Below are 24,735 nucleotides of genomic sequence, written 5' to 3'. Positions count from 1 at the left end.
CTCACCTCAGCTTCGGGTCGAGGGCGTCGCGCACCGCGTCGCCGAGCATGATGAACGCGAGGACGGTGATGGCCAGCGCGCCCGACGGCCACAGCAGCGCGTGCGGGGCGTTGCGGACGTAGGGGGCGGCGGCGGAGATGTCGATGCCCCAGGAGACGCTGGGCGGCTTCAGGCCGACGCCGAGGAAGGACAGGGTCGCCTCCAGGGAGATGTAGGTGCCGAGCGCGATGGTCGCCACGACGATGACGGGGGCGACGGCGTTGGGCGCGATGTGCCGCAGCAGCAGCCGGGAGTTGGAGGCGCCGAGGGCGCGGGCGGCCTGCACGTAGTCGTTCTGCTTGGCGGTGATGACGGAGCCGCGGGCGATGCGGGAGATCTGCGGCCAGCCGAGCAGCACGATGAAGCCGATGACCGGCCAGACGGTGTTGCTGGTGATCACGGAGAGCAGCACCAGGCCGCCGAGGACGACCGGGATCGCGAAGAAGATGTCGGTGATCCGGGAGAGGACCGCGTCCCCGCCCCCGCCGAAGAAGCCGGCGAGGCCGCCGAGGACGCTGCCGAGGACGGCGACCCCGAGGGTGGCGAGGACACCGACCGCCACCGACGTACGGGCTCCGTAGACGGTGCGGGTGTAGACGTCGCAGCCCTGGCCGTTGAAGCCGAAGGGATGGCCGGGCTGGGAGCCCTCCTGGGCCTTGGCGAGGTCGCACTTGAGGGGGTTGCCGGAGGCGATCAGGGACGGCCAGATGGAGATGACGACCAGGAAGAGGATCACCAGGGCGGAGATGATGAAGACCGGGTTGCGGCGTAGGTCGTGCCAGGCGTCGGACCAGAGGCTGCGGGGTTTGTCCTGCGGGCTGCCGCCGTCGGGGCCCGGTGCCTTCTCCAGGGTCACGGCCTCGCTCGCGCCCAGGTCCATGGTGCCGCCCATGCCGGTGCCCGCGATGGCGCGCTCGGGCTCGTAGGGCTCCTGTTCAGGCATAGCGGATCCTCGGGTCGAGTACGGCGTACAGGAGGTCGACGACGAGGTTGGCGATGAGGAAGACGAGGACCAGGACGGTGACGAAGCCGACCACGGTCTGCGTGTTCTGGCGCAGGATGCCCTGGTAGAGCTGGTAGCCGACGCCGTGGATGTTGAAGATCCGCTCGGTGACGATGGCGCCGCCCATCAGGGCGCCGATGTCGGTGCCGATGAAGGTGACCACGGGGATGAGGGAGTTGCGCAGCAGGTGCCGGGTGATGACCCGGTGGCGCGGCAGGCCCTTGGCGATGGCGGTGCGGACGTAGTCGGAGCGCCGGTTCTCCGCGATGGAGGTGCGGGTCAGCCGGGTGACGTAGGCCAGGGACACCGAGGCGAGGACCAAGCCGGGGACGATCAGCTCGTCGAAGGGCGCCTCGGAGGAGACGGCCGGGTCGATCCAGCCCCACTTCACGCCGAGCAGGAGCTGGAGCAGCAGGCCGGTGACGAAGGTGGGCACGGAGATGACGACCAGGGTGAGCAGCAGCACCCCGGTGTCGACGGGGCGGCCGCGGCGCAGGCCGGTGACGACGCCGAGGACGATGCCGACGACGATCTCGAAGAGGATGGCGATGATCGTGAGCCGGATGGTGACCGGGAACGCGGTCCCCATCAGCTCGGTGACCGGCTGGCCGTTGAAGGCGGTGCCGAAGTCGCCGGTGAAGACGTTGCCCATGTAGGTCAGGTATTGCTGCCAGACGGGCTTGTCGAGGCCGAACTCCTTCCGGAGCTGGGCCGCGGTGGCCGGGTCGCACTCCCGGTCGCCGCAGAGTCCCGCGATGGGGTCGCCCATCACGTTGACCATCAGGAAGATCAGCAGCGTGGCCCCGATGAAGACCGGGATCATCTGGAGCAGCCGCCGGACGACGTAGCGTCCCATGGCGCCCCCTCAGCTCACCTTGATCTCGTTGTACACCGGGACGCTGAACGGGTTCAGCTCCACGTCGGAGAGGCGGTCCGAGTAGCCGGCGCTGCCGTTCTGGTACCAGAGCGGGATGGCGGCCATGTTGTCGCGGACGACCTCCTCGGCCTGCTGGAAGGTCTTGACGGCCTCGGCCTCGTCCGTCTGGCCGTTGGCCTTGTCGACCAGGTCGTCGAACTCCTGGTTGGACCACTTGCCGTCGTTGGAGGAGGCGTTGGTGTAGTAGAGCGGCTGGAGGAAGTTCTGGATGAGCGGGTAGTCCATCTGCCAGCCGGCGCGGAAGGGGCCGCTCATCTTCCGGTCGGTGATCTGGCTGCGGAAGTCGGCGAAGGTGCCGACCGGGTTGCCGACACAGGCGCGGTCGTTGTCCAGGGCGTTGTTGATGGAGTTGCAGACCGCGTCGACCCACTGCTTGTGGGAGCCGGTGTCCGCGTTGTACGTGATCTTGACCTGGCCGCCGGGGAGCCCGCCACCGTCCTTGACCAGCTTCTTCGCCTCTTCGGGGTTGTAGTCGCAGCCGTCGCCGCAGAGGCCCGCCTTGTAGCCGCCGTCCTCGCCGAGGACCGGTGAGGTCCAGTCGGTGGCCGGGGTGCGGGTCTGCTGGAAGATCGTGTCGGTGATCTGCTTGCGGTCGATCGCCATGGACAGGCCCTTGCGCACCTTCTCCGACCCGGACTTGTTCCAGTCCTCGTCGTAGAACGGGAAGGCGAGGGTCTGGATGATGCCGGCCGGGGTGTTGATGTACCGGTCGCCGAGGTCGTTCTTCACGTTCTTGAGCTGGGCGGCCGGGACGTCGTCGACGAGGTCGAGGTTGCCGGCGATCAGGTCGGTGTAGGCCGTGTTGTTGTCGGTGTAGACCTTCAGGTCGACGCCGCCGTTCTGGGCCTTGTCGTCGCCGGGGTACTGGTCCCAGGTGCGCAGCGACATCTGGTTGCCGCGGGTGTAGTTGTCGACCTGGTAGGGGCCGTTGCCGACGGGCTTCTGGAGCCAGGCGTCGTGGTCGTCGAAGAACGCCTTCGGCAGCGGCGCGAAGGCGTTGTAGCCGAGGGTGTCGGGGAAGCTGGAGAACTTCTGGTTGAGCTTGACGGTGAAGGTGCGTTCGCCGGTCACCTTCAGCCCGGAGAGCGTGTCGGCGCTCTGGTCGCCGCCGTCCTCGGGGTGCACCTTGTCGTAGCCGTCGATGTAGGCGAAGAAGTACGCGTTGCGCTGGTTGTTCTTCAGGCTCGCGCCGTAGTTCCAGGCGTCGACGAAGGACTGGGCGGTGACCTTCTCGCCGTTGCTGAAGGTCCAGCCGTCCTTGACGGTGATGTCGTAGTTCTGCGAGTCGGAGGTCTCGATCTTCTCGGCGAGCATGTCCTTGGCCTCGCCGGTCTTCGGGTCGTACTTCTTCAGGTTCCGGAAGATCATGTCGAGGACCTTGCCGCCCTGCACCTCGTTGGTGTTGGCCGGCTCCAGCGGGTTCTGGGGGTCGCCCCACGAGGAGCTGAGCACGGCGCCGCTGTCCCCACCGCTGTCCCCGCCCCCGCCGCCGCAGGCCGTCGCCGCGAGGGCTACCGCCGCCGCGCATGCGGCCCGTTTGGCGTGCGTCGCTCCGCGCATGGAGTGCCTCCTCGTGCCCTGACTCGTCCGCTGGTGCGTTCCAGGTCAGCTTCGGGGGGCCGGTGGCACGGCGCACACCCGTACGGTCCGTACGGGTTGCGGATGTCCGCCGGACGGGTGTCGGACGGGTGCCGGCGGTGGGAGGGCACGACGAGGGGCGGGGACGGAAGTGTGCTCCCGTCCCCGCCCCTCGTGTCGCAGGTGCCGGTTCAGCTCTTGGTGAGCTTCGTGCCGCCGTCCGCGTCCTCCTCCAGCGCCTTCAGACCCGGGTCCATGACGATGTCCACGTCCCTGGCCTCGGTCGTCGGCTCCTCCGGGAAGTGGCAGGCCGTCAGGTGGCCCGCGCGGTTGCCGGAGAGCTGCACCAGCGGCGGCTCCTCGGTGGCGCACTTGTCCTGCGCCTTCCAGCACCGGGTGCGGAACCGGCAGCCGGACGGCGGGGCGACCGGCGAGGGCACGTCGCCCTGCAGGCGGATCCGCTCCCGCTTCTCCGCGTCGACGTCGACCTCCGGCACCGCCGACAGCAGGGCGTGCGTGTACGGGTGACGGGGCCGGTTGTAGAGCGAGTCGCGGTCCGCGATCTCCACGACCTTGCCGAGGTACATCACCGCGACGCGCTGCGAGAAGTGCCGCACGATCGCCAGGTCGTGGGCGATGAACACGAACGCGATGCCCATCTCCCGCTGCACTTCCTGCAGCAGGTTGACCACCTGGGCCTGGATCGACACGTCGAGGGCCGAGACCGGCTCGTCGGCGACGATGAGCTTCGGCTCGAGTGCGACGGCGCGCGCGACGCCGATGCGCTGGCGCTGACCGCCGGAGAACTCGTGCGGGAAGCGGTTGTAGTGCTCCGGGTTGAGACCGACGATCTCCAGGAGCTCGCGGACGCGCTTCTCCCGGCCGCCGGGCGGGTTGATCCCGTTGATCTCCATCGGGCCCGAGATGATCGTGCCGACGGTCTGCCGGGGGTTCAGCGACGCGTACGGGTCCTGGAAGATCATCTGGATCTCGGACCGGATCGGCGCCAGCTGCCGCCGGTTGGCGCGGGTGATGTCCCGGCCCTTGTACTCGATCGTGCCCTGCGTGGGCTCGTAGAGACGGGTCAGCAGCCGGCCGGTGGTCGACTTGCCGCAGCCCGACTCGCCGACGAGGCCCAGGCTCTCCCCGGGGTAGACCTCGAAATCGACGCCGTCGACGGCCTTGACGTGGCCGACGGTGCGTTTGATCGGGAAGCCGCCCTTGATGGGGAAGTGCTTCGTCAGGCCCCTGACCTGGAGAAGCGGTGCGGTGTCGCCGTCCCGCTGCTGCGGGAAGGAGTCGGCCACCGCCGTTGTCGTCTTGGTGTTGTCGCTCATGGTGATGCCCCAGTCGCCGGTTTCCGCTCAGCCCAGCCGGGGCTGAATCTTCTCGATGAACACCTGCTGCCGCTGGTCTCCCGTCAGGTGACAGGCGGCGGCGCGGCCCTCGGGGAGCACCGGACGCTCACCGGAGCACCGGGTGCCGGAGACCAGGTCGGTGAAGCCGCACCGCGGGTGGAAAGCACATCCCGAGGGCGGGTTCATCAGCGACGGCGGCGACCCCGGGATCGGCATCAGCGGCTCGTCGATGTCCGAGGAGAGACTCGGCATCGATCCCAGCAGACCCCAGGTGTACGGGTGCTGCGGCGACTTGAGTACCTCACGCATCGAGCCGCGCTCGACGGCCCGGCCCGCGTACATGACCAGGATGTCGTCGGCCATGTTGCCGACCACGCCGAGGTCGTGGGTGATCATGATGATCGCGGAGCCGAACTCCTGCTGGAGGTCCTTGAGCAGGTCGAGGATCTGCGCCTGCACCGTCACGTCGAGGGCCGTGGTCGGCTCGTCGGCGATCAGCAGGTCCGGGTTGCAGGAGAGCGCCATGGCGATCATGGCCCGCTGGCGCATACCGCCGGAGAACTGGTGCGGGAAGTCGTCGACCCGCTTCTCCGGACTCGGGATGCCGACCTTCTGGAGCAGGTCGATGGCGCGCACCCGGGCGTCCCGCTTGGACGCGCCGTTGTGCTTCATGAACGGCTCGCCGATCTGCCTGCCGACCGTGTAGTACGGCGACAGCGCGGTGAGCGCGTCCTGGAAGATCATCGCCATCTTCTTGCCGCGCAGCTTCTCCAGCTGCTTCTCACCGGCGTCGGTCAGCTCCTGGCCGTCCAGGGTGATCGAGCCGTCGATGGCGGTCTTGCGGCGGTCGTGCAGGCCGAGGACGGCCAGGTTGGTCACCGACTTGCCGGAGCCGGACTCGCCCACGATGCCGAGGGTCTTGCCGCGCTCCAGGTCGAAGGAGAGTCCGTCCACCGCCTTGACGACGCCGCCCTCGGTGGAGAAGTGGACCTTGAGGTCGCGCACCGAGAGAAACGCGTCCCCCGCGGCGGCGGCCGGGGCCTCTTCGGGCTTGGTCTGAGTGGTCACGGTGGTTCTCCTAGGACAGGCGCACGCGCGGGTCGATGACGGCGTACAGGGCGTCCACGATCAGGTTGAAGACGATGATGAGCGCGGCGCTGACCAGCATGACGCCCATCAGCATCGGCAGGTCCTTGTTGATGACGGATTCCAGCGCGAGCCGGCCGATGCCGGCCAGGCCGAACGTCATCTCGGTCACCATGCCGCCGCCCATGAGGGCGGACAGGTCGATACCGAGGATGGTGACGATGGGGACGAGCGAGCCGCGCCAGGCGTAGCGGAAGAAGGTGTAGTTGCCCGACATGCCCTTGGCGCGGGCCGCCTTCACATGCTCTTCCTGCAGTTGCTCGATCATCGACGAGCGGCTCATGCGGGTGTAGTTGGCGGTGAAGATGGTCGCCATGACGAGCCATGGGATCAGCAGGCCCGCGAACCACCCGGCGGCGTCCTCCGAGATCGGCACGTACTTCGGCTTCTCCAGCCAGCCGGTGCTGTAGACGAGGGCCAGCAGCACGAGCGGGCCGAGGAAGTAGATCTGCAGGGAGCTGATGACCAGCGAACCGGAGCTGAACACCTTGTCGATCCACGTACCGCGGTTCCTGGCGGCAAGCAGACCGGCGCCGAGGCCGACGATGAGGAAGACCACGAGGCTTCCGACGGTCAGCGAGACCGTCAGCGGGAAGCGGTCCATGATCGTGTCCCAGACGTTCTGGTTGTTCGCGAAGGAGACACCGAAGCACGGGGCGTCGCAGTGTCCGACGGCGAAGTCACGGCCGGCGAAGATGCCGATCAGGAAGTTCCAGTACTGGACGGTGACCGGCTTGTCGAGGCCGAGGTTCTTGTGGATGACGTCCAGCGCGTCCGGAGTGCAGTTCTTGCCACAGGCCAGCAGGGCCGGGTCCTGCGGGATCGCGAAGAACATGAAGAAGGTGAAGGCACTGATCAACACCAGGATCAGCACCGCGCCGAAGGACCGGCGAATGAGGAATTGAAGCATGGCAGACAGCTGCTCTCAGGACTGCGGCAGTCGGATGGGGAGGTCTGGAGGAATCCGGGCCCGGTGGGGGCGCTCCGCCGCGCGCCCCCACCGGTTTCCCGACCGAACGGACTACTTCTTGAGGAAGACCCGCGTCACGTCCACGTAGCTCGAGTCCGAGCTGTAGCGGATGCCGCCGATGTTCGAACCGAAGATCTGGAAGACCTTGGTGTAGTAGATCGGGGCGGCCGGGTTGACTTCCTTGGAGATGTACTCGTTCAGCTCGGCCCAGGCCTTCGTGGCCTCCGCCGGGTCAGCGATCTTCTGGATGCGCTTGACCTCGGCGTTCACGTGGTCGTCGTTGATGTGCGAGTAGTTCGACGCGCCGTCCTGGATCTGCGTGCCGTCGTACACCGGCGGGATGACCGTGGAGGCGGACGGCCAGTCCTGGCCCCAGCCGGTCATGTAGAGGTCGTAGCCGTTCTTGACCTTGCCGACCTGCTCGTACCAGGTGGCGGAGTCGATCTCCTTCTTCTGGATGTCCAGACCGATCTTCTCCAGCGCGGTCGCGATCAGGACGGCCTGCTTCTGCCGGGTCGGCGTGTTGCCGTAGGCGTAGACGAGGCTCTTGCCCTCGAAGCCGCCCTCCTTGATCAGCTTCTTGGCGGCCTCGATGTCACCGTTCGGCTTCTTGGCGCGGTTGAACGGGTCGAACTCGCCGTCGTAGCCCGGGGTCGTGGGCGACATCAGGGAGTTGGCGACCTCACCGCCGTAGGCACCGCCGTCGGCCTTGAAGACCGAGTCCGAGGGCAGCGCCAGGGTGATCGCGTCACGGAGCTTCTTGTCCTTGATGCGGTCCAGGTTGAAGTTCAGCTGCCACACGTAGGGGGCGTAGCCCTGGATCGTGCGGTTCTGCATCGCCTGCTTGTCGCCGACGACCTTCTGGAGCTGGGTGGTGGCGACCTGGCCCGTGAACATCATCGCGTTCTTGGCCTCGCCCTGGTCGGCGAGGAGGGTCTTGGTCTGGTCCTCGTCGTCGTGGTTCATCGAGATGTTGAACCCGTCGACGTACTGGTGGCGCACCGAGTCGGACTTGGGGTCCCACTGGGTGTTCTTGACCAGCTTCATCGACTTGCCCGGCTTGAAGTCGGCGATCTTGTACGGGCCGACGGCGACGGGGGCGTTGTCGTACTTCGCCTTGGTGTCCGTCTCCTCGGGCACGACGCTGTAACCGGGCATGGTCAGCATCTGCGGGACGTCGGGACGCGCCTCCTTGAAGTGGAAGACGATCGTCTTGTCGTCCGGCGTCTCCAGGACGGTGTCGGGCAGGTGCTTGCCCTTGTCCGGGCCCGCGTAGGCGTCGCGGTAGGTGGTGCCGTCACCGGACAGCCACTGCTGGAGGTAGGTCGGGCCGTCGGTGATGTAGTTCGAGTACAGGCGCTCGACCGTGTTGCGGATGTCCGCGGAGTTGATCGGGTTCCCGTTCGCGTCCTTCAGGTTGTCCTTGAGGGTGTACGTCCAGGTCTTGCCACCCTCGGAGGACTTGCCCGCGTCGGTGGCGAGGTCGCCCACGACGGTCAGGTTGCCGTTCTCGTCCTCGTCGTACTGGGTCAGGCCGCGGAAGATCAGGCGGCTGAGCAGCTTGCCGTCCGAGACGTAGATCTGACCCGGGTCCAGGTGCGAGAAGTCCGCCTCCTGGTACACGGTCGCGACACCGCCCGGCTTGGCGCCCTCGACGTCGGGAGCCGGACCGGTGGACGCCGCGGCGTCACCGATCTTGACCGGCTTCGACTGCGACTTGGCGTCCTCCTTCTGCTTGCTGTTGTCCTTGGAGGAGCTGTCGCTGCCACCACCGCAGGCGGTGAGAGTCAGTGCGCCGGCGGCGACCGCGACTATGGCGGCCGTGGCGGTGCGGTTACGGAAGATGCTCATAGGGACGAATCCACCTGCCTGTGAGTAGTGAGCACTGCTGGTACGTGGCCGGGGCCGGGCTGAGCGGCACCGAACCGGCCGGGCGAGGATGTGGGGGGATATCCCCTGGATCTCAGCGGTTCGTCTTGGGATCGAAGGCGTCCCGCACCGAGTCACCGAGGAGGTTGAAGGCCACAATGAAGATCACCATGGCCACTCCGGGGAAGAGCATGTAGTACGGATCCTGCTCGACGATGTTGGCGCCGATGGCGAACATCCGTCCCCAGTCCGGCGTGGGCTCGACGTACCCGACGCCCACGAAGGACAGGAAGGCGATGCTGAGGATGGTGCTCGGCAGCGTGAGCGTCGCCTGTACCAGCGTCGGGGTGACGATGTTGGGCAGCAGTTCCTTGCGGAGGATGCGCCAGGGCGAGGCCCCGGAGATCCGCGCCGCCTCGATGAACTCCCGGTCGCGCAGGGACATCGTGGCGCCGCGGACGATGCGGGCCATGCTCATCCATCCCAGGAAGGACAGCACGATGATGATCGCGCAGGCGCGCACGTAGGTGGGCGTCTCCTTGTCCGGGGCGACGAACACCGTGGTGATGACGGGCATCGCCGCGACGAAGAACAGCTGGCTGGGCAGGGCCATGAAGAAGTCGGTGATCCGGCCGAGCCAGTAGTCGATCTTCCCGCCGAAGTAGCCGCCGGCGAGACCGATCAGGACACCCAGCACCGTCATGATGAGGGTGGCGGCCAGTGCCGTGGCCATCGAGTTGCGCATGCCGTACAGCAGCTGGGTGAACACGTCCCGGCCCAGGCCCGGTTCGATACCGAACCAGAACTCGCCGTCGATGCCGCCGAACGGCGCGGCGGGCATGGTGAACATGTCCAGCAGATCGGGGTTGACCTGCCCGTAGAGCGTGTACGGGTCCTTGCCGTACACCATCGAGATCAGCGGAGCCGCCGCCGCGATCACGAAGAAGAACAGGACGACGAAGGCAGATATCACACCGGCGCGGTCGCGCTTGAAGCGCGCCCACATCAACTGTCCGGGCTTGCGCCCTTCCGGCTCCTTGGTCTCCGGGGCGTCACCCTGCGGCGCGCTCTCTTTGTCCAAGACGGAAGAGGCTTCAGCACCCTCAATCTCGATTGGACTCGTCATGATTCGTCCATTTCACAGGTTGGAGGTCGTCGGGAGTGCACGAGTCCGACGGCCTTCGCACGGCGTACGTCTTTCGCAGCGCGCGAGGGGAACAACGACTCAGGGGCGGCACCGCCCCCTGGAGAACCCTGGCTCGCGGTCGGAACCACCGACCGACGGCACGCGTCGTCAAGGAAGTTGGCGACGCCTCGCCGCTGCCGCATCTACCGTGACGGCACGGAACGTACCCGCGGGGCCTACACCTGCCATCGGGAACGATGCGACCCATATGGCGCTTGTGGCACCTCGCATGGGTTCCTCCTCATGAATCCGCTGGTTCACCGCAAAGAGGAGCACGCGACACATCCCGGCCACTCACCGGTGACCGGAGATCGCCTGGCGTCCTCGTGCTCGCGAGCCTGCGCCCCGTCAGCGCGTGACCCGTTTATCCGAGCTCTACGCGCCTAACTATCTGCCATCCTCCGGCTAACGAACCACAGGTTCGAGGTCTCGGTTCGATCACAGATAGGGGCCAGATCTTTCAAAATCCGGACAAAGGGTTTGGTGCGAGATCGCTGCGAAACGGACTTGTTACACATCTAACGGGAGTCACTGTCCGTATAACGGACGTCCGCGCGACAGAAATTGATTGCGCGTGACCCTCGGGAGGTGCAAGCTGACAGACAGCTCTGTCTCGCGTCGGACTCGAACCTCGTCCTCGAGCGCGATGCCCCGGGTGCTCCCGCGCAGGTTAGTGCCGACGGGACCGCCCGGTGCCGGTCCGCGGCAAAATCGAGGGTTTTCCCTACCTGTTCCCTTCAGCCATACGAAACGGCACCGGACACCACGTCAGCCGTGGTGTCCGGTGCCGTTCGCTACGGGGAGGGTCAGCCGTGCTTGGCCCGGCTCGCGGCGCGGGCGCGCTCACGGGCGTCCAGGTTCACCTTGCGGATGCGGACGGCCTCCGGGGTCACCTCGACGCACTCGTCGTCGCGGCAGAACTCCAGGGACTGCTCCAGGGAGAGCTTGCGCGGCGGGACGATCGCCTCGAACGAGTCGGCCGAGGACGACCGCATGTTGGTGAGCTTCTTCTCCTTGGTGATGTTGACGTCCATGTCGTCGGCGCGGGAGTTCTCGCCGACGATCATGCCCTCGTACACCTCGGTGCCGGGCTCCGTGAAGAGCACGCCGCGCTCCTGGAGGTTGGTCATCGCGAACGCGGTGACGGCACCGGAGCGGTCGGCGACCAGGGAGCCGTTGTTGCGGGTCGTCAGGGCGCCGAACCAGGGCTCGTGGCCCTCGTGGATGGAGTGGGCGATGCCCGTGCCGCGGGTCTGGGTGAGGAACTCCGTCCGGAATCCGATCAGACCGCGGGAGGGCACCACGAACTCCATGCGGACCCAGCCCGAACCGTGGTTGGACATGTTGTCCATCCGGCCCTTGCGCACGCCCATGAGCTGCGTGACCGCGCCCATGTGCTCCTCGGGCACGTCGATCGTCATGCGCTCGACGGGCTCGTGCGTCTTGCCGTCGACCTCCTTGGTGACGACCTGCGGCTTGCCGATGGTCAGCTCGAAGCCCTCGCGGCGCATCTGCTCGACCAGGATGGCCAGCGCCAGCTCACCGCGGCCCTGCACCTCCCAGGCGTCGGGGCGCTCGGTGTCCAGGACGCGGAGCGAGACGTTGCCGATCAGCTCGCGGTCCAGGCGGTCCTTGACCTGGCGGGCGGTGACCTTGCGGTCCTTGACGGCCGCCTTGTTGTCCGCGCCCTTGCCGGTGGCGCCGCGGCCGACCAGCGGGGAGGTGTTGGTGCCGATGACCATGGAGATCGCGGGCTCGTCCACCGTGATCAGCGGCAGCGGGACCGGGTTCTCCTGGTCGGCCAGGGTCTCGCCGATCATGATGTCGGGGATACCGGCGACCGCGCAGATGTCGCCCGGGCCGGCCTTCTCGGCGGGCTTGCGGGTGAGGGCCTCCGTCATCATCAGCTCGGAGATCCGCACGTTGGCCACGGAGCCGTCGCGCTTCATCCAGGCGACGGTCTGCCCCTTCTTCAGCTCGCCCTGGTGCACGCGCAGCAGCGCGATGCGGCCGAGGAAGTTGTCCGCGTCCAGGTTGGTGACGTGCGCCTGGAGCGGGGCGGCCTCGTCGTACACCGGGGCGGGGATGTAGTCGAGGATCGTCGAGAAGAACGGCTCCAGGCTGGTGGAGTCCGAGGGGACCGTGCCGTCGTCGGGCTTGGTCAGGGAGGCGACGCCGTCCCGGCCGCAGGCGTAGACGATCGGGAACTCGATCTGCTCCTCGTCGGCGTCCAGGTCCAGGAAGAGGTCGTAGGTCTCGTTGACGACCTCGTCGATCCGGGCGTCCGGGCGGTCCGTCTTGTTGATGCAGAGGATGATCGGCAGCCGCTGGCTGAGCGCCTTGCGGAGCACGAAGCGGGTCTGCGGGAGCGGGCCCTCGGAGGCGTCCACGAGCAGGACGACGCCGTCGACCATCGACAGACCGCGCTCGACCTCGCCGCCGAAGTCGGCGTGGCCGGGGGTGTCGATGATGTTGATCGTGATCGGGTCCCCGCCGTCCTTCGGGTGGTACTTCACCGCGGTGTTCTTGGCGAGGATCGTGATGCCCTTCTCACGCTCCAGGTCGTTCGAGTCCATCATGCGGTCGTCGACGCCCTCGAGCTGGTGGGCGGCGAAGGCACCGGCCTGCTTCAGCATGCCGTCGACGATGGTGGTCTTGCCGTGGTCGACGTGGGCGACGATGGCTACGTTGCGGATGTCGTGGCGCGTGGCCATATGAGGCGTACTCCCGGAGGGTGTGTGGACGGCCCTCGCGTACGTCCGTGTCACGCGGGCCTGCCGGGCGGTACATGCCACGGCCTCACCCAATGGTACGGGGCTCCGGGGGCTGGGGCTTGCCGGGAGGGGGTGGGGGCCGCGTCAGGACGAGGGCGTGGCCGAGGGCCGGGAGCCGTTCGCGCCCTTCTTCAGGAAGCCCATGTCCTGGTAGACCGGCGTCTCGAAGCCGAAGGCGCCCGCGTTGGCGAGGTTCTTGCGGGCCGCGATCAGCTGGGGCCGCTGGTAGAGCGGAATGGAGCCGGCCGCCGCCCAGATCCGCGAGTCGGCCTTGCGCAGCAGGTCCCGCGCCTCTCCCTCGTCCAGCGTGCCCATGGCCCGGTCGAAGAGCTGGTCGACCTGGTCGGTGCCGACCCGGGTGTAGTTCTGCGCGACGTTCAGGGAACCGTCGGCGGCCGGGACGGGCTTGGCGTAGATGGGGCGGGCGTCGGTGGCGGGGAAGGCGGAGGCGGGCCAGGAGTAGAGGGCCAGGTCGTACTCGCCGGAGGCGATGTGGTCCTTGAAGTAGCTCTCGTCCGGCACCTTGGTGATGTCGGTGCCGACGCCGATCTTCTCCAGCATGTCCGAGACACGGTCGGCGACGGTGCGCAGCGCGTCGGAGCCCGGACCCGAGGGGAGCACGAAGCGCAGGGTGAGCGCCTTGCCGTCCTTGGCGACGGGGGCCTCGGCGGCGGCGGGGGCGGCGGTGCCCTTGGGGGCGTACGCGCCGGTGGCGCCGCCCTGCGCGGTGTTCTTGCCGCTGCTGTGCTTCTCGCCGCTCTCCTGGTCGGTGCCGTCGTCCTCGTTCTTGGCGCCGCCATCGTTCTCGCCGTCGTTCTTCTCGTCCTCGCCGACGATGTACGTCCCGTCGTCGTCGCCGTCCTCGGACTTCTTCTTGCCGTCGCTCTCCTTGTCGCCCTCGGCGCCGGCCGCCTTCTCGGCCTCCTTGGGCTTCTTCACCGGCCCGCCGGGCACCCAGCCGGCGTCCGCGAGCAGGGCCCGGGCCTCCTTGGCGTTCTGCTCGCCGAGCGCGCCGCTGCCGTCGGCGTAGGCGGGCTGGCCGGCCAGCGCGACGTGGCTGCCGACCGGCTCGGCCGGCAGGCCCAGCGGCCCCAGGACGGCCTTGGCCAGCTTCCCCCGGTCCAGGGCGCGGGCCACGGCGCGGCGGACGCGCTCGTCGGCGAGGGGCCCGTCGGCGCCGTTGAGGGCGAGCTGGGTGTAGGCGGGCTCCAGGGACTTGCGCACCTCGAAGCCGCTCAGCGCCCGCTGCCTGCGTTCCCGCTTGGCCAGTGCCTCCTCCCGCTCCTCGCGGGCGAGGGTCTCCTCCTCGGCGGCGTCCTCGTCGGAGCCCTTGGCGATGGCCCAGGACCGCAGCGCCCGCGCGGCCGACCTGCCCTGCGGTCCGGCGGCGGGGCTGTCCTCCGGGTCTGCGGCCGGGCTGTCCTCCGGCCCCATCAGCGGGGTGCCGGTGCCGGCGTCGCGGGGACCGGCGGCCACGGTGACCTCCTCAGCGGTGTCCGGGTCGATCTCCGCGAGGTCGAGCTTGCCCGCCGCGAGCTGGGAGACCCGCTTCTCGCGGGGGACGGCGCGCAGGACGATCTGCTCCAGCTTGGCCGGCTCGCCCCACCAGCGCGGATTGCCGGTGAGGACGACCTCGTCCTCCTTGGTGTCGACCTTCTTGACCGCGAAGGGCCCGGCGGTGGTCTTCAGCTCACGGCGCGCGCCGTCGTTGAAGGCGTCGGGGGTGCCCATGACGTCCTTCGGGTACAGCGGCGTGAACAGGGACTTCCAGTCGGCGTAGGGGCGGCTGAAGGTCACCTTGACCTCCAGGTCGTCGCCGCCGCGCTCGATCTTCTCGATGCGGTCGTAGCCGGCGTTGCGGGCGGTCCAGTACGCGCTGTCCTTGCCGGACAGGGCGCGCCACTGAGCGGCGAAGTCGGCGGCGCCGATCTCCCGGCCGTCGCTCCAGACCGCCTGCTGGTTCAGCTTGTACACGACGACCTGTTTGGGCTCGGTGTCGACGACCTCGGCCGACTCCAGGTAGTCGGGGTTGCGGACCGGGCGGCCGGTCTCGTCCATCCGGTACATCGAGGGCAGCACGGCCTGCGCGACGCGGGTCGTGGTCGCGTCGGCGTCGGACTGGAAGGAGTTCAGGGTCTCCGGCACGGAGTCCGCGGCCCAGCGCAGCGTGCCGCCGTCGGAGATCCGGGCGCGGGCCGCGGCGGCGGTGTCCTGCCCGGCGAGCGGCTTGCCCTTCGGTTCCTCGGAGGTGCAGGCGGCCAGCGCGGGGACCGCGAGCGCGCCCGCGGTGAGGAAGGCGACCGAGCGCATCACAGCGCGCGGTCCGACGCCGACGTGGGACATCTCTGCTACCTCCGGAAGGCCGCGGGCGTGGTGATCGCTTTAGCGGTATTTGGAGTTGATCATTTGTATTCAGCCGGTCTGTGGCCACTGAAGGGGAAAGGATTCGGCAACGGAGGGCGACACGGCGGCGACGGCGGGTAAGGCCACCCGAGTGGAGCAACGGACCCAGGAGTGCATCCACGCGCCTCGGTCAATCGGTGCACATCCCTTCCCACCGGCGGGTGTGACGCGCAACACTCGCAGGCGCATGAACGTCGCCATCCAAGGCCGGCCCCTGGCCGCGGCCGAAGGAAGTGAGGTCACGTCATGTCCGTGCACGAGGAACTGACAAGGATCCAGCACACCCTCGACGACCTGTCCCGCTCGGTGGGCCGCCTGGAACAGCAGCTCGGCAGCGGGGGCCTGGAGATCCGCCGGGTCCGCACCGACGCCGGGCACCTGCGCGAGAGCGTCGCGCTGCTGCGGGAGGCCGCCGCCTCGCCGGGCGCGCCGAAGCGGCCCGACCTCGTCACCATCTCCGACGATCCGTACGACCTCTCGCTGTGGACGGACACGGACGACGAGGGACTGGGCGCCCGCGACCGCCACGCCCCCTGAACCCGCCCCGACAACCGGAGTCGCCCAGTGGCCACTGGCACCGAACCTCCAGACACCGAACCCCATCCCCGGGGCGGCGGCGTCCACACCCCGACGCGCGCCGCCATCCGCGCCCCGCACCTGCGCACCGACCGCTGGTGGCTGGCCCCGGCCGCCACCGCCGCGGGCCTGCTGGCCTTCGTCGCCTACTCGACCTGGCGGGCCTTCGCCAACGCGGACTACTACGCGGCCCCGTACGTCTCGCCCTTCTACTCCCCCTGTCTGGCGGAGAACTGCGAGCCGATGCGCGGCGGACCCAACTGGGAGATCTTCGGCGGGTGGTGGGGCATCTCCCCCGCCGTCATCATCCTGATCTTCCCGCTCGGCTTCCGCCTGACCTGCTACTACTACCGCAAGGCCTACTACCGCGGTTTCTGGGCCTCCCCGCCCGCCTGCGCCGTGGCCGAGCCGCACCAGAAGTACACCGGCGAGACCCGCTTCCCGCTCATCCTGCAGAACGTCCACCGGTACTTCTTCTACGCGGCACTGCTGGTCGCCCTGATCCTCACCTACGACACCGTGCTCGCCTTCCGCGACGAGGACTACGCGTGGGGCCACATGGGCCTGGGCACCCTGGTCTTCCTCGCCAACATCGTGCTGATCTGGGCGTACACCCTCTCCTGCCACTCCTGTCGGCACATCGTCGGCGGCAAGCTCAAGCACTTCTCCCGGCATCCCGTGCGCTACCGGATGTGGCAGTGGGTCGGGAAGCTCAACGCCCGGCACATGCAGCTCGCGTGGGCTTCGCTGGTGAGCGTGGGGGTCGCCGACCTCTACGTGTATCTCGTCGCGTCCGGTGCCTTCGACGATCCGAGGTTCTTCTGATGTCCGTGGTCGACCGGCAGCAATGGGACGTCGTCGTGGTGGGCGCGGGCGGCGCCGGGCTGCGCGCCGCCGTCGAGGCCCGCGAGCGGGGCGCCCGTACGGCCGTGATCTGCAAGTCGCTGTTCGGCAAGGCGCACACCGTGATGGCCGAGGGCGGCATCGCGGCCGCCATGGGCAACGTCAACTCCGGGGACAACTGGCAGGTCCACTTCCGCGACACGATGCGCGGCGGCAAGTTCCTCAACCAGTGGCGGATGGCCGAGCTGCACGCCCAGGAGGCGCCGCAGCGGGTGTGGGAGCTGGAGACCTGGGGCGCGCTGTTCGACCGGACCGAGGACGGCCGGATCTCCCAGCGGAACTTCGGCGGCCACGAGTACCCGCGCCTCGCCCACGTCGGCGACCGCACCGGCCTGGAGCTGATCCGCACCCTCCAGCAGAAGATCGTCTCCCTCCAGCAGGAGGACTTCCGGGAGACCGGCGACCACGAGTCCCGGCTCCGGATCTTCCAGGAGTGCACGGTCACCCGCGTGCTCAAGGACGGCCGCCAGGTGTCCGGCGTCTTCGGCTACGAGCGGGAGACCGGCCGCTTCTTCGTGCTGGAGGCGCCCTCTGTGGTCATCGCCACCGGCGGGATCGGCAAGTCCTTCAAGGTGACGTCGAACTCGTGGGAGTACACCGGGGACGGCCACTCCCTGGCGCTGCTCGCCGGAGCACCCCTGCTGAACATGGAGTTCGTGCAGTTCCACCCGACGGGCATGGTCTGGCCGCCCTCGGTGAAGGGCATCCTCGTCACGGAGTCGGTGCGCGGCGACGGAGGGGTGCTGAGGAACTCGGACGGCAAGCGGTTCATGTTCGACTACGTCCCGGACGTCTTCAAGGAGAAGTACGCCGAGTCCGAGGAAGAGGGCGACCGCTGGTACGACGACCCCGACCACAACCGGCGTCCGCCGGAGCTGCTCCCCCGCGACGAGGTCGCCCGCGCGATCAACGCCGAGGTCAAGGAGGGCCGGGGCTCCCAGCACGGCGGGGTCTTCCTGGACGTGTCGACCCGGATGCCCGCCGAGGTGATCAGGCGCCGGCTGCCCTCCATGTACCACCAGTTCAAGGAGCTGGCCGACGTCGACATCACGGCCGAGGCGATGGAGGTCGGGCCCACCTGCCACTACGTGATGGGCGGCATCGCCGTCGACTCCGACACGGCCGCCGCGCGCGGGGTACCGGGGCTGTACGCGGCCGGCGAGGTGGCCGGCGGCATGCACGGCTCCAACCGACTCGGCGGCAACTCCCTCTCCGACCTGCTGGTCTTCGGGCGCCGGGCGGGCCGGCACGCCGCCGAGTACGCGGCGGGCAGCGCGTCCGGCACGCGTCCGCGGGTGGACGACCCCCAGGTCGACGCCGCCGCGGCCGAGGCGCTGCGGCCGTTCTCCGCCGAGGCGGAGGCGCCCGGGGACGGCCCGCCGGAGAACCCGTACACCCTCCACCAGGAACTCCAGCAGACGATGAACGACCTGGTGGGCATCATCCGGCGGGAGCCGGAGATGAAGCAGGCCCTGGAGAAACTGGCCGAGCTGCGGGTACGGGCCCGCCGGGCCGGCGTCGAGGGGCACCGGCAGTTCAACCCCGGCTGGCACCTCGCCCTGGACCTCAGGAACATGCTGCTGGTCAGCGAGTGCGTGGCCCGGGCCGCGCTGGAACGCACCGAGTCCCGCGGCGGGCACACCCGCGAGGACCATCCGTCGATGGACCGCCGCTGGCGCCCGGCCAACCTGCTGTGCACGCTCGCCGACCCGGCGGGCGCCCTGGGCGCGACGGACCCGGAGCGCGGCCAGATCACCCTGGAACGGCAGACCACCGAGCCGATCCGGCCCGACCTGCTCGCCCTCTTCGACAAGGAGGAGCTGGTGAAGTACCTCGCCGACGAGGAACTGGAGGGGCGGTCCGAATGAGCGGCTACCAGGCCCGCTTCAAGGTGTGGCGCGGTGACGTCGGGGGCGGCGGGCTGGAGGACTTCAAGGTCGAGGTGAACGACGGCGAGGTGGTCCTCGACATCATCCACCGCCTCCAGGCCACCCAGGCCCCCGACCTCGCCGTGCGCTGGAACTGCAAGGCGGGCAAGTGCGGTTCGTGCTCCGCGGAGGTCAACGGGCGGCCCCGGCTGCTGTGCATGACCAGGATGTCCGTCTTCACCCGCGAGGAGACGATCACCGTCACGCCCCTGCGCGCCTTCCCCGTCGTCCGCGACCTGGTGACGGACGTCGGCTTCAACTACACCAAGGCCCGCGAGATCCCGTCCTTCGTCCCGCCCGCCGACCTCGGGCCGGGCGAGTACCGGATGGCGCAGGAGGACGTGGACCGCTCGCAGGAGTTCCGCAAGTGCATCGAGTGCTTCCTGTGCCAGGACACCTGCCATGTGGTGCGTGACCACGAGGAGAACAAGCCGGCCTTCGCGGGGCCGCGCTTCCTCATGCGCGTCGCCGAACTGGACATGCACCCGCTGGACGCGGCCGACGACACCGGCCTGGACCGCGGGCGCACGGCCCAGGACGAGCACGGCCTCGGCTACTGCAACATCACCAAGTGCTGTACGGAGGTCTGCCCCGAGGGCATCAAGATCACGGACAACGCGCTGATCCCCCTCAAGGAACGGGCCGTGGACCGCAAGTACGACCCGCTGGTCTGGCTGGGTTCGAAGATCAGGCGCCGGTCCTAGCGCACCCAGCCGTTCCGGTACGACGTCCAGTCCTCGTCCGTCGCCGCGAAGTCGATGTACGCGGCGACGCCGAAGCGCTCGCGGTCGGCGTCGGTGCGGGACAGGCCCAGGCGGACGCCGCGCACGGCGGCGGCGACGGTCTCCGCGTGATTCCAGTGTCCGAAGCGGTTCTCGTGGTAGAAGGGCAGGCCCATCAGCAGGTGAGTGGTGGGCGGGGTCACCTCCAGCGCGAGCGAGGTCTGCTGGGCGACGTACCCGCCGTACAGGCTCTCCAGGGGCTGCATGGTGTCGTACGACATGACGGCGATCTGGTCGACGCGGCGGGCGACCTGGCCGAAGAACTTCTGCGACCACCACTTGGGGTGCCCGGCGACCGTGCCCCAGAAGGAGTGGAAGCCGGGCAGCGGGTCGATCTGGTGGGCGGCGACGGAGAGTTGCGCGTCCCGGTCCCGGGTGACGGCGCGTACGTCGTCCAGGAGGGAGAGGTAGTCCCGGTCCCCGGAGTGCAGCGGCTCCAGGTCGAGGTGGACGCCCTCGTAGCCCGCGTCCAGGACCTGGCGGGCCGAGTCGACGACGGCGGCGCGGGTGGCCGCCTTCTCCAGTCGCATGCCGTCGGGACTTTCGGTGGCGAGGACGTCGCCGAGGAACGCCTGGACGCGGACGCCGGGCAGTTCGCGGTGCACGCCGTCGATCAGCCAGCGCGCCTTCGGGTACAGCGACTTCGGCAGGGTGCCGTCGTGCTCCATCGGGCCGGTGTGGACGTACAGGTCGCGGATGCCGGTGGACTCGACGCGGCGGGCGAAGGCGGCGAGGTCCGCGTCGTCCTTGCGGCCGTCGACCCAGGCGTGGCCGAGCCAGATCGCGTCGCGGTTCCTGGTGTACGTGCCGTCGGCGGGGTCGCCCATGTAGTTGACGCGGAGGGCGGCCTCGGCGGTGAGGAGGGGGAGGAGCAGGACCACGAGGACGGCGAGGGTGATGCGGCGCAGCCGTCTCCGTCTCCTGCCCTTGCTCTCGCTCTGGCCCTCGCTCTGGCTCCTGCCCTTGCTCTCGCTCTGGCCCTCGCTCTGGCTCGGGCCCTCGCTCTCGCCGTCGGCCTTCGCTTCTGTGTGTCCCACCGGGTCCCCTCCCTGCGGAGCGCCGACGCGACGCGCCCCGCGTGTTGCCTGCGGGGACGAGTCGAACCGGTGTTCCGGTTGCGGTCAGGGGGCGCGGTGGGTCAGAACAGGCTCAGCAGGGCCTCCGCCGGGTCCGTGAGCTGGGTGTCGCCGCCCGGCAGGGGCAGTTCGAACCACACCGTCTTGCCGCGTGGCGTACGGCGGGAGCCCCAGGCCGCGCTGAGCAGCCCGACCAGTTGCAGGCCCCGGCCGCCCTCGTCGGTGTCACGGGCGCGGCGCCTGCGGGGCTGGACCAGGCCGGAGTCCCAGACCTCGCAGACCAGGGTGCGGTCGAGCAGCAGGCGGAGCCTGATCTCGCCCTCGCCGTACCGGAGCGCGTTGGTGACGAGTTCGCTGACCAGCAGCTCCGTCGTGTCGACCAGCGGTTCCATGTCCCAGTCGAGCAGCTGGGCGCGGGCCAGCTCGCGGGCCCGGCCGACGCTGCGCGGCTCGCGCGGCAGGGTCCAGTCGCCGACGGACTCCGTGGGCAGGCCCTGGACGCGGGCCATCAGCAGGGCGATGTCGTCCTCGCCGTGGTGGCTGTCGAGGGTGTTGAGGACCTGGTCGCAGACGTCCTCCAACGGCTGGGTGGGGTCGGTGAGGGCTCCCACGAAGGCCTGGAGTCCCTCGTCGAGGGGGTGGTCGCGGCTCTCGACCAGGCCGTCGGTGTAGAGGGCGAGCAGGGCGCCCTCGGGCAGTTCGACCTCCACCTCCTCGAAGGGCTCCCCGCCAACGCCGAGCGGCAGGCCGGGCGGCACGTCCAGCATCAGCGCGGACTCGCCGGGCTCGACCAGGACGGGCGGCAGGTGGCCGGCGTTGGCGAAGGTGCAGCGCCGGGTCACCGAGTCGTAGACGGCGTACACGCAGGTCGCCAGGTAGACCTCGGAGAGGTCGGCCTCGCGGGGTCGGCGGGCGGCCCGGGTGGCCTGCTGGACGCCGCCGGGTGCGCCGAGGCCGCGCGCGATCTCGTCCAGCTGGGAGAGCACCTCGGCCGGTTCGAGGTCGAGCTGGGCCAGGGTGCGGACGGCGGTGCGGAGTTCGCCCATCGCGACGGCCGCGCGCAGCCCGCGGCCCATGACGTCGCCGACGACCAGCGCGGTGCGGTGGCCGGGGAGTTCGATGACGTCGAACCAGTCGCCGCCGACCTCGCTGGCCCGGCCGGTGGCCGCTTCGCCGGGCAGGTAGCGGCAGGCGATGTCGAGCCCGGAGGCCTCGGGGTCGCCGGGCGGGAGGAGTGAGCGTTGCAGTATCAGCGCGCGTTCGTGCTCGCGCCGGTAGAGGCGGGCGTTGTCGATGCAGACGGCGGCGCGCGCGGCCAGCTCCACGGCGAGGTCGCGGTCCCGGTCGCCGAAGGGTTCGCTGCCCTTGGTCCGGGCGAACTGGGCGAGTCCGACGACCGTGTCGTGGGCGACCATCGGCACGGCGAGCGTGGACTGTACGAGGCTGCCGTCCTCGGCGGGGACGGTGCGCGGGCGGCCCGTGCGCAGGGCGTCCGCGCAGGGCGAGTTGAAGGGGTAGTGGTGGACGGCGCCGAGCTGCACGCGCTCGCCGGCGCCGTGCAGGGGCGCGTCGGAGACGGCGCTGGAGTAGGCGACGCGGCGCAGCTCCGCGCTGCCGTCGGCGAGGCCGGCGGGGGTCTCGTCGCCGACCAGGAGGCCCTGGTAGAGGTCGACGGTGGCGAGGTCGCAGAAGCCGGGGACGACGACGTCGAGGAGTTCGCGGGCGGTGGTCTCCAGGTCGAGGGAGTTGCCGATGCGGGCGCCGGCCTCGTTGAGCAGCGCGAGGTTGCGGCGGGCGGCGGCGGCCTCGCGGGCGGCGGCGCGGCGGGCGGTGATGTCGGTTCCCAGCCAGGCGACGCCGATGGGGCGGCCCGAACCGCTGTGGACGCGGTAGAGGTTGACCGACCAGTGGCGGCGTTCCTCCGAACCGGGCACGAATCCCGTGACGTGCATGTCCGTGATGGAGTCGCCGCTCTCCAGCACCCGGCGCAGGGTCGCGGAGACCCGGTCGGCCTCGGCGCGCGGCAGGTAGTCGTGGACGCCCTTGCCGCGGTGGTCGTCGGGTGTGCCGCCGAAGGTGGAGGCGAACCGCTGGTTGGCGCGGCGCACCCGGAGGTCGGGGTCGATCAGCAGGAAGCCGAACGGAGACTGGCCGAATATGGCCTGCGAGGCGGCGAGATCGGTCTCGATGCTGCGCAGGACGCGCACGTCGACGACGATGCAGACGGCGGCCTTCTCGCCGTCCTCCGTCCGCGTCGGCATGACGTACACCTCGGCGAGGCCGCGTGTTCCGCGACCGGTCCCGGTCCTGTGGCCGCCGTCGGCGTCCGGCGCGCGGAAGGGGACCACGCCGGTCCACTCCCGGCCGTCGAGGATCTCGGCCATCTTCCGCTGGCCGCGCTCCCGCAGGTCGGGGTCGATGAAGGCGTCGATGGGGTCGGTGCCGACCGCGTGTTCGGCGGGGATGCCGAGCAGTTGCTCCGCGCGCAGGCTCCACTGGTCGACGAGCCCGTCGGGGCCGATGGAGAAGGACGCGACCTTGATGTAGTCGTAGATGGAGCCGGGCGGGCTGCTCTGCCACACCGCGTCACCGAGTGGCGCGTCCTCCGACGGGCCCTCCGACTTCGTGGGCCTCGCTGGTATCTCGCTCACGCGAACCGTCCCCTCCAGCTCACCGCGTCCGGCACCGGTCACCAAAGGCGGCTGCCCGCAGTATCCAGCACTACGGCGCCGCACAACACGGTGTTCACGATCACAGCACGGTCCCGATGGTTTTCGGTCCGGACCGCGCCAACACTTCCAGTCTTCTAACCAGCGGACACGGCATCGAATCACGCTGTTCCACAACTGCCACTGGCCTGAACCAGTTGTGGCCGTTCCGTCACCCCGGGAGCGTGAGTTCGAACCACACCGTCTTGCCCGCGTCCCCGGCCCGGGTGCCCCAGCGGTGCACGGACGATGCCACCAGTTGGAGACCGCGGCCGTCCTCGTCCTCGGGGCGGGCGACGCGCTCGCGCGGCGGGTCGGGCACCGGGTCGGAGACCTCCACCAGCAGGATCCCGGGCGGTGCCGCGGGGCGGCGGAGCAGGCAGACGCCTATGGGGCCGGTGGCGTGCCGCAGGGCGTTGGTCACCAGTTCGCTGACCAGCAGGACGGCGATGTCGCCGACACAGTCGAGGTCCCACTCGCGCAGGGCACCGCGCACCTGCCGGCGGGCGGTCCGCACGGCGTCCGGCACCGCGGGAAAGACCCACTCCGCACGGCCGCCCTCGCTGTCGATCACGCCGCTCACTTCCTGGCCGGCGATCCCCCACCCATGTCCGGTTTCATGGGGTTAATGGGCACATACCCTGGATTCGGGCTCGGTACCGCTCGGGAGGGCGCACGGTGTCACGCGCGGCGTGCGGGGCGCTCATGTCGACCCGCTCACGCCCGCCCCGCGTCCGTGGCGCCCAGCCCCAGGTGCGCGAGCGCCCGCTCGACGGCCGGCACGTCCTGGTCGAGCCAGGGCACGTCCCAGACGCGGGCGGGGGTCAGCCAGCGCAGGACGTCGTGGTCCTCGAGGGGTTCGGGGTCGGGGGAACCGGGGAGGAGTCGCGCCGTCCACACGTGCAGGACGAAGGGTGATCTCAGGGGCCACTGACCCGGGACGCGCTCCCCGGCCTCGGCCGCCACCCCCAGTTCCTCGCGCAGTTCCCGCACGAGGGCGGCCTCGGGCGTCTCGCCCGCCTCGACCTTGCCGCCGGGCAGCTCCCAGCGTCCGGCCAGTTCGGCCGGCGCGCTGCGGCGCGCGGCGAGCAGGCGTCCGCCGTCGACCAGGGCGGCGCCCACCACGATCCGTTCCGTCATGCGCCGGAGCCTACGGGCTGCCGGCCGGGCTCGTCGGCCCCGGTCAGTCCACCCCGCCCTGTCCGTTCGCGCCGAGCCGCTCGACCCAGTAGAGCTGCTTGTGGCCGCGGCCGTCGAGGGTGTCCGCGATCTTCTGGGCCTCGGCCCGGGTCGCGTACCTGCCCACGCGGTAGCGATTGCCGTTGTCGTCCTGCCGGAAGACCAGCCAGGGAAGAGTGACCGTGCTGTCGTTCATCGCGCCCCTCCACTTCCCGCCCGCGGCTCGTGCCGCGCCCCGCCCGCCAAGGAAACCCCGATCCGCATATGCCCGAGCCTACGCCCAACCTTCACGGAGCGAATACGGCTTTGCACAAAGAGGT

General features: G+C 69.6%; 18 protein-coding genes and 1 pseudogene. 4 read left to right on the top strand and 15 right to left on the bottom strand.

Annotation, left to right across the window (positions count from 1 at the left end):
- Position 1 precedes the first annotated feature (1 nt).
- The 10 genes from ACGF3J_RS06610 to ACGF3J_RS06565 form a co-directional block, all read right to left on the bottom strand.
- Positions 2-982: an ABC transporter permease gene (locus tag ACGF3J_RS06610; protein WP_161330865.1), complete on the bottom strand. Its 981-nt coding sequence runs from the start codon at positions 980-982 to the stop codon at positions 2-4.
- Positions 975-1,898 carry an ABC transporter permease gene (locus ACGF3J_RS06605; RefSeq protein ID WP_161330864.1) on the bottom strand — a complete coding sequence of 308 codons (924 nt, stop codon included), beginning with the start codon at positions 1,896-1,898 and terminating at the stop codon, positions 975-977. The genes ACGF3J_RS06610 and ACGF3J_RS06605 overlap by 8 nt, the downstream gene beginning before the upstream one ends.
- 9 nt (positions 1,899-1,907) lie before the next feature.
- Positions 1,908-3,539: an ABC transporter substrate-binding protein gene (locus ACGF3J_RS06600; protein ID WP_161330863.1), complete on the bottom strand. Its 1,632-nt coding sequence runs from the start codon at positions 3,537-3,539 to the stop codon at positions 1,908-1,910.
- Positions 3,540-3,748: 209 nt separating this feature from the next.
- Positions 3,749-4,894, bottom strand: coding sequence for an ABC transporter ATP-binding protein (locus ACGF3J_RS06595; protein ID WP_161330862.1), 1,146 nt, complete (start codon positions 4,892-4,894; stop codon positions 3,749-3,751).
- Positions 4,895-4,921: 27 nt separating this feature from the next.
- Positions 4,922-5,983 (bottom strand): ABC transporter ATP-binding protein, encoded by a 1,062-nt coding sequence (locus ACGF3J_RS06590; RefSeq protein ID WP_161330861.1) that lies wholly within the window; start codon positions 5,981-5,983, stop codon positions 4,922-4,924.
- A 10-nt stretch (positions 5,984-5,993) separates the two neighbouring features.
- Positions 5,994-6,971: an ABC transporter permease gene (locus ACGF3J_RS06585; RefSeq protein WP_161330860.1), complete on the bottom strand. Its 978-nt coding sequence runs from the start codon at positions 6,969-6,971 to the stop codon at positions 5,994-5,996.
- Positions 6,972-7,082: 111 nt separating this feature from the next.
- Positions 7,083-8,882, bottom strand: coding sequence for an ABC transporter substrate-binding protein (locus tag ACGF3J_RS06580; protein ID WP_393853562.1), 1,800 nt, complete (start codon positions 8,880-8,882; stop codon positions 7,083-7,085).
- Between the two features lie 112 nt (positions 8,883-8,994).
- Positions 8,995-10,026: an ABC transporter permease gene (locus tag ACGF3J_RS06575; protein WP_393853561.1), complete on the bottom strand. Its 1,032-nt coding sequence runs from the start codon at positions 10,024-10,026 to the stop codon at positions 8,995-8,997.
- A gap of 866 nt (positions 10,027-10,892) precedes the next feature.
- Entirely contained in the window at positions 10,893-12,800 is a 1,908-nt protein-coding gene (gene typA / locus ACGF3J_RS06570; protein ID WP_161330857.1) for a translational GTPase TypA, read from the bottom strand.
- Positions 12,801-12,944: 144 nt separating this feature from the next.
- On the bottom strand, positions 12,945-15,203 hold the full coding sequence (locus ACGF3J_RS06565) for an ABC transporter substrate-binding protein (protein ID WP_393853560.1): 2,259 nt from the start codon (positions 15,201-15,203) through the stop codon (positions 12,945-12,947).
- Positions 15,204-15,509: 306 nt separating this feature from the next.
- On the opposite strand from ACGF3J_RS06565, the gene ACGF3J_RS06560 reads away from it, so the two are divergent.
- The 4 genes from ACGF3J_RS06560 to ACGF3J_RS06545 are packed head-to-tail and all read left to right on the top strand — an operon-like array spanning position 15,510 to position 19,374.
- The gene (locus ACGF3J_RS06560; RefSeq protein WP_161327711.1) at positions 15,510-15,800 is read left to right on the top strand and encodes a hypothetical protein; all 291 of its coding nucleotides are present in this window, start codon (positions 15,510-15,512) and stop codon (positions 15,798-15,800) included.
- A gap of 27 nt (positions 15,801-15,827) precedes the next feature.
- Positions 15,828-16,664: a hypothetical protein gene (locus ACGF3J_RS06555; RefSeq protein ID WP_161327712.1), complete on the top strand. Its 837-nt coding sequence runs from the start codon at positions 15,828-15,830 to the stop codon at positions 16,662-16,664.
- Positions 16,664-18,610 (top strand): fumarate reductase/succinate dehydrogenase flavoprotein subunit, encoded by a 1,947-nt coding sequence (locus ACGF3J_RS06550; RefSeq protein ID WP_161327713.1) that lies wholly within the window; start codon positions 16,664-16,666, stop codon positions 18,608-18,610. The genes ACGF3J_RS06555 and ACGF3J_RS06550 overlap by 1 nt, the downstream gene beginning before the upstream one ends.
- On the top strand, positions 18,607-19,374 hold the full coding sequence (locus tag ACGF3J_RS06545; protein WP_161327714.1) for a succinate dehydrogenase/fumarate reductase iron-sulfur subunit: 768 nt from the start codon (positions 18,607-18,609) through the stop codon (positions 19,372-19,374). Before ACGF3J_RS06550 ends, ACGF3J_RS06545 begins: the two co-directional genes overlap by 4 nt.
- On the opposite strand, the gene ACGF3J_RS06540 is transcribed toward ACGF3J_RS06545, so the two are convergent.
- The 5 genes and pseudogenes from ACGF3J_RS06540 to ACGF3J_RS06520 all read right to left on the bottom strand — a co-directional run.
- Positions 19,371-20,489 carry a glycoside hydrolase family 18 protein gene (locus tag ACGF3J_RS06540; protein ID WP_393853559.1) on the bottom strand — a complete coding sequence of 373 codons (1,119 nt, stop codon included), beginning with the start codon at positions 20,487-20,489 and terminating at the stop codon, positions 19,371-19,373. The two genes, ACGF3J_RS06545 and ACGF3J_RS06540, sit on opposite strands and share 4 nt — an antisense overlap.
- A 101-nt stretch (positions 20,490-20,590) precedes the next feature.
- Positions 20,591-23,179 carry a SpoIIE family protein phosphatase gene (locus tag ACGF3J_RS06535; RefSeq protein ID WP_161327715.1) on the bottom strand — a complete coding sequence of 863 codons (2,589 nt, stop codon included), beginning with the start codon at positions 23,177-23,179 and terminating at the stop codon, positions 20,591-20,593.
- A 229-nt stretch (positions 23,180-23,408) separates the two neighbouring features.
- Positions 23,409-23,819: an ATP-binding protein gene (locus tag ACGF3J_RS06530; RefSeq protein ID WP_161327716.1), complete on the bottom strand. Its 411-nt coding sequence runs from the start codon at positions 23,817-23,819 to the stop codon at positions 23,409-23,411.
- 134 nt (positions 23,820-23,953) lie between these two features.
- The gene (locus ACGF3J_RS06525) at positions 23,954-24,376 is read right to left on the bottom strand and encodes a (deoxy)nucleoside triphosphate pyrophosphohydrolase (RefSeq protein ID WP_161327717.1); all 423 of its coding nucleotides are present in this window, start codon (positions 24,374-24,376) and stop codon (positions 23,954-23,956) included.
- 43 nt (positions 24,377-24,419) lie between these two features.
- A pseudogene (locus ACGF3J_RS06520) lies at positions 24,420-24,635 on the bottom strand (hypothetical protein); the annotation flags it as partial.
- Positions 24,636-24,735: the final 100 nt, after the last annotated feature.

Origin of the sequence: Streptomyces sp. NPDC048171 (assembly GCF_043202655.1) — a bacterium.
Taxonomy (GTDB): Bacteria; Actinomycetota; Actinomycetes; order Streptomycetales; family Streptomycetaceae; genus Streptomyces.
Note: the sequence above shows the minus strand (reverse complement) of the source record. Positions and strands in the feature narration are given on the sequence as shown.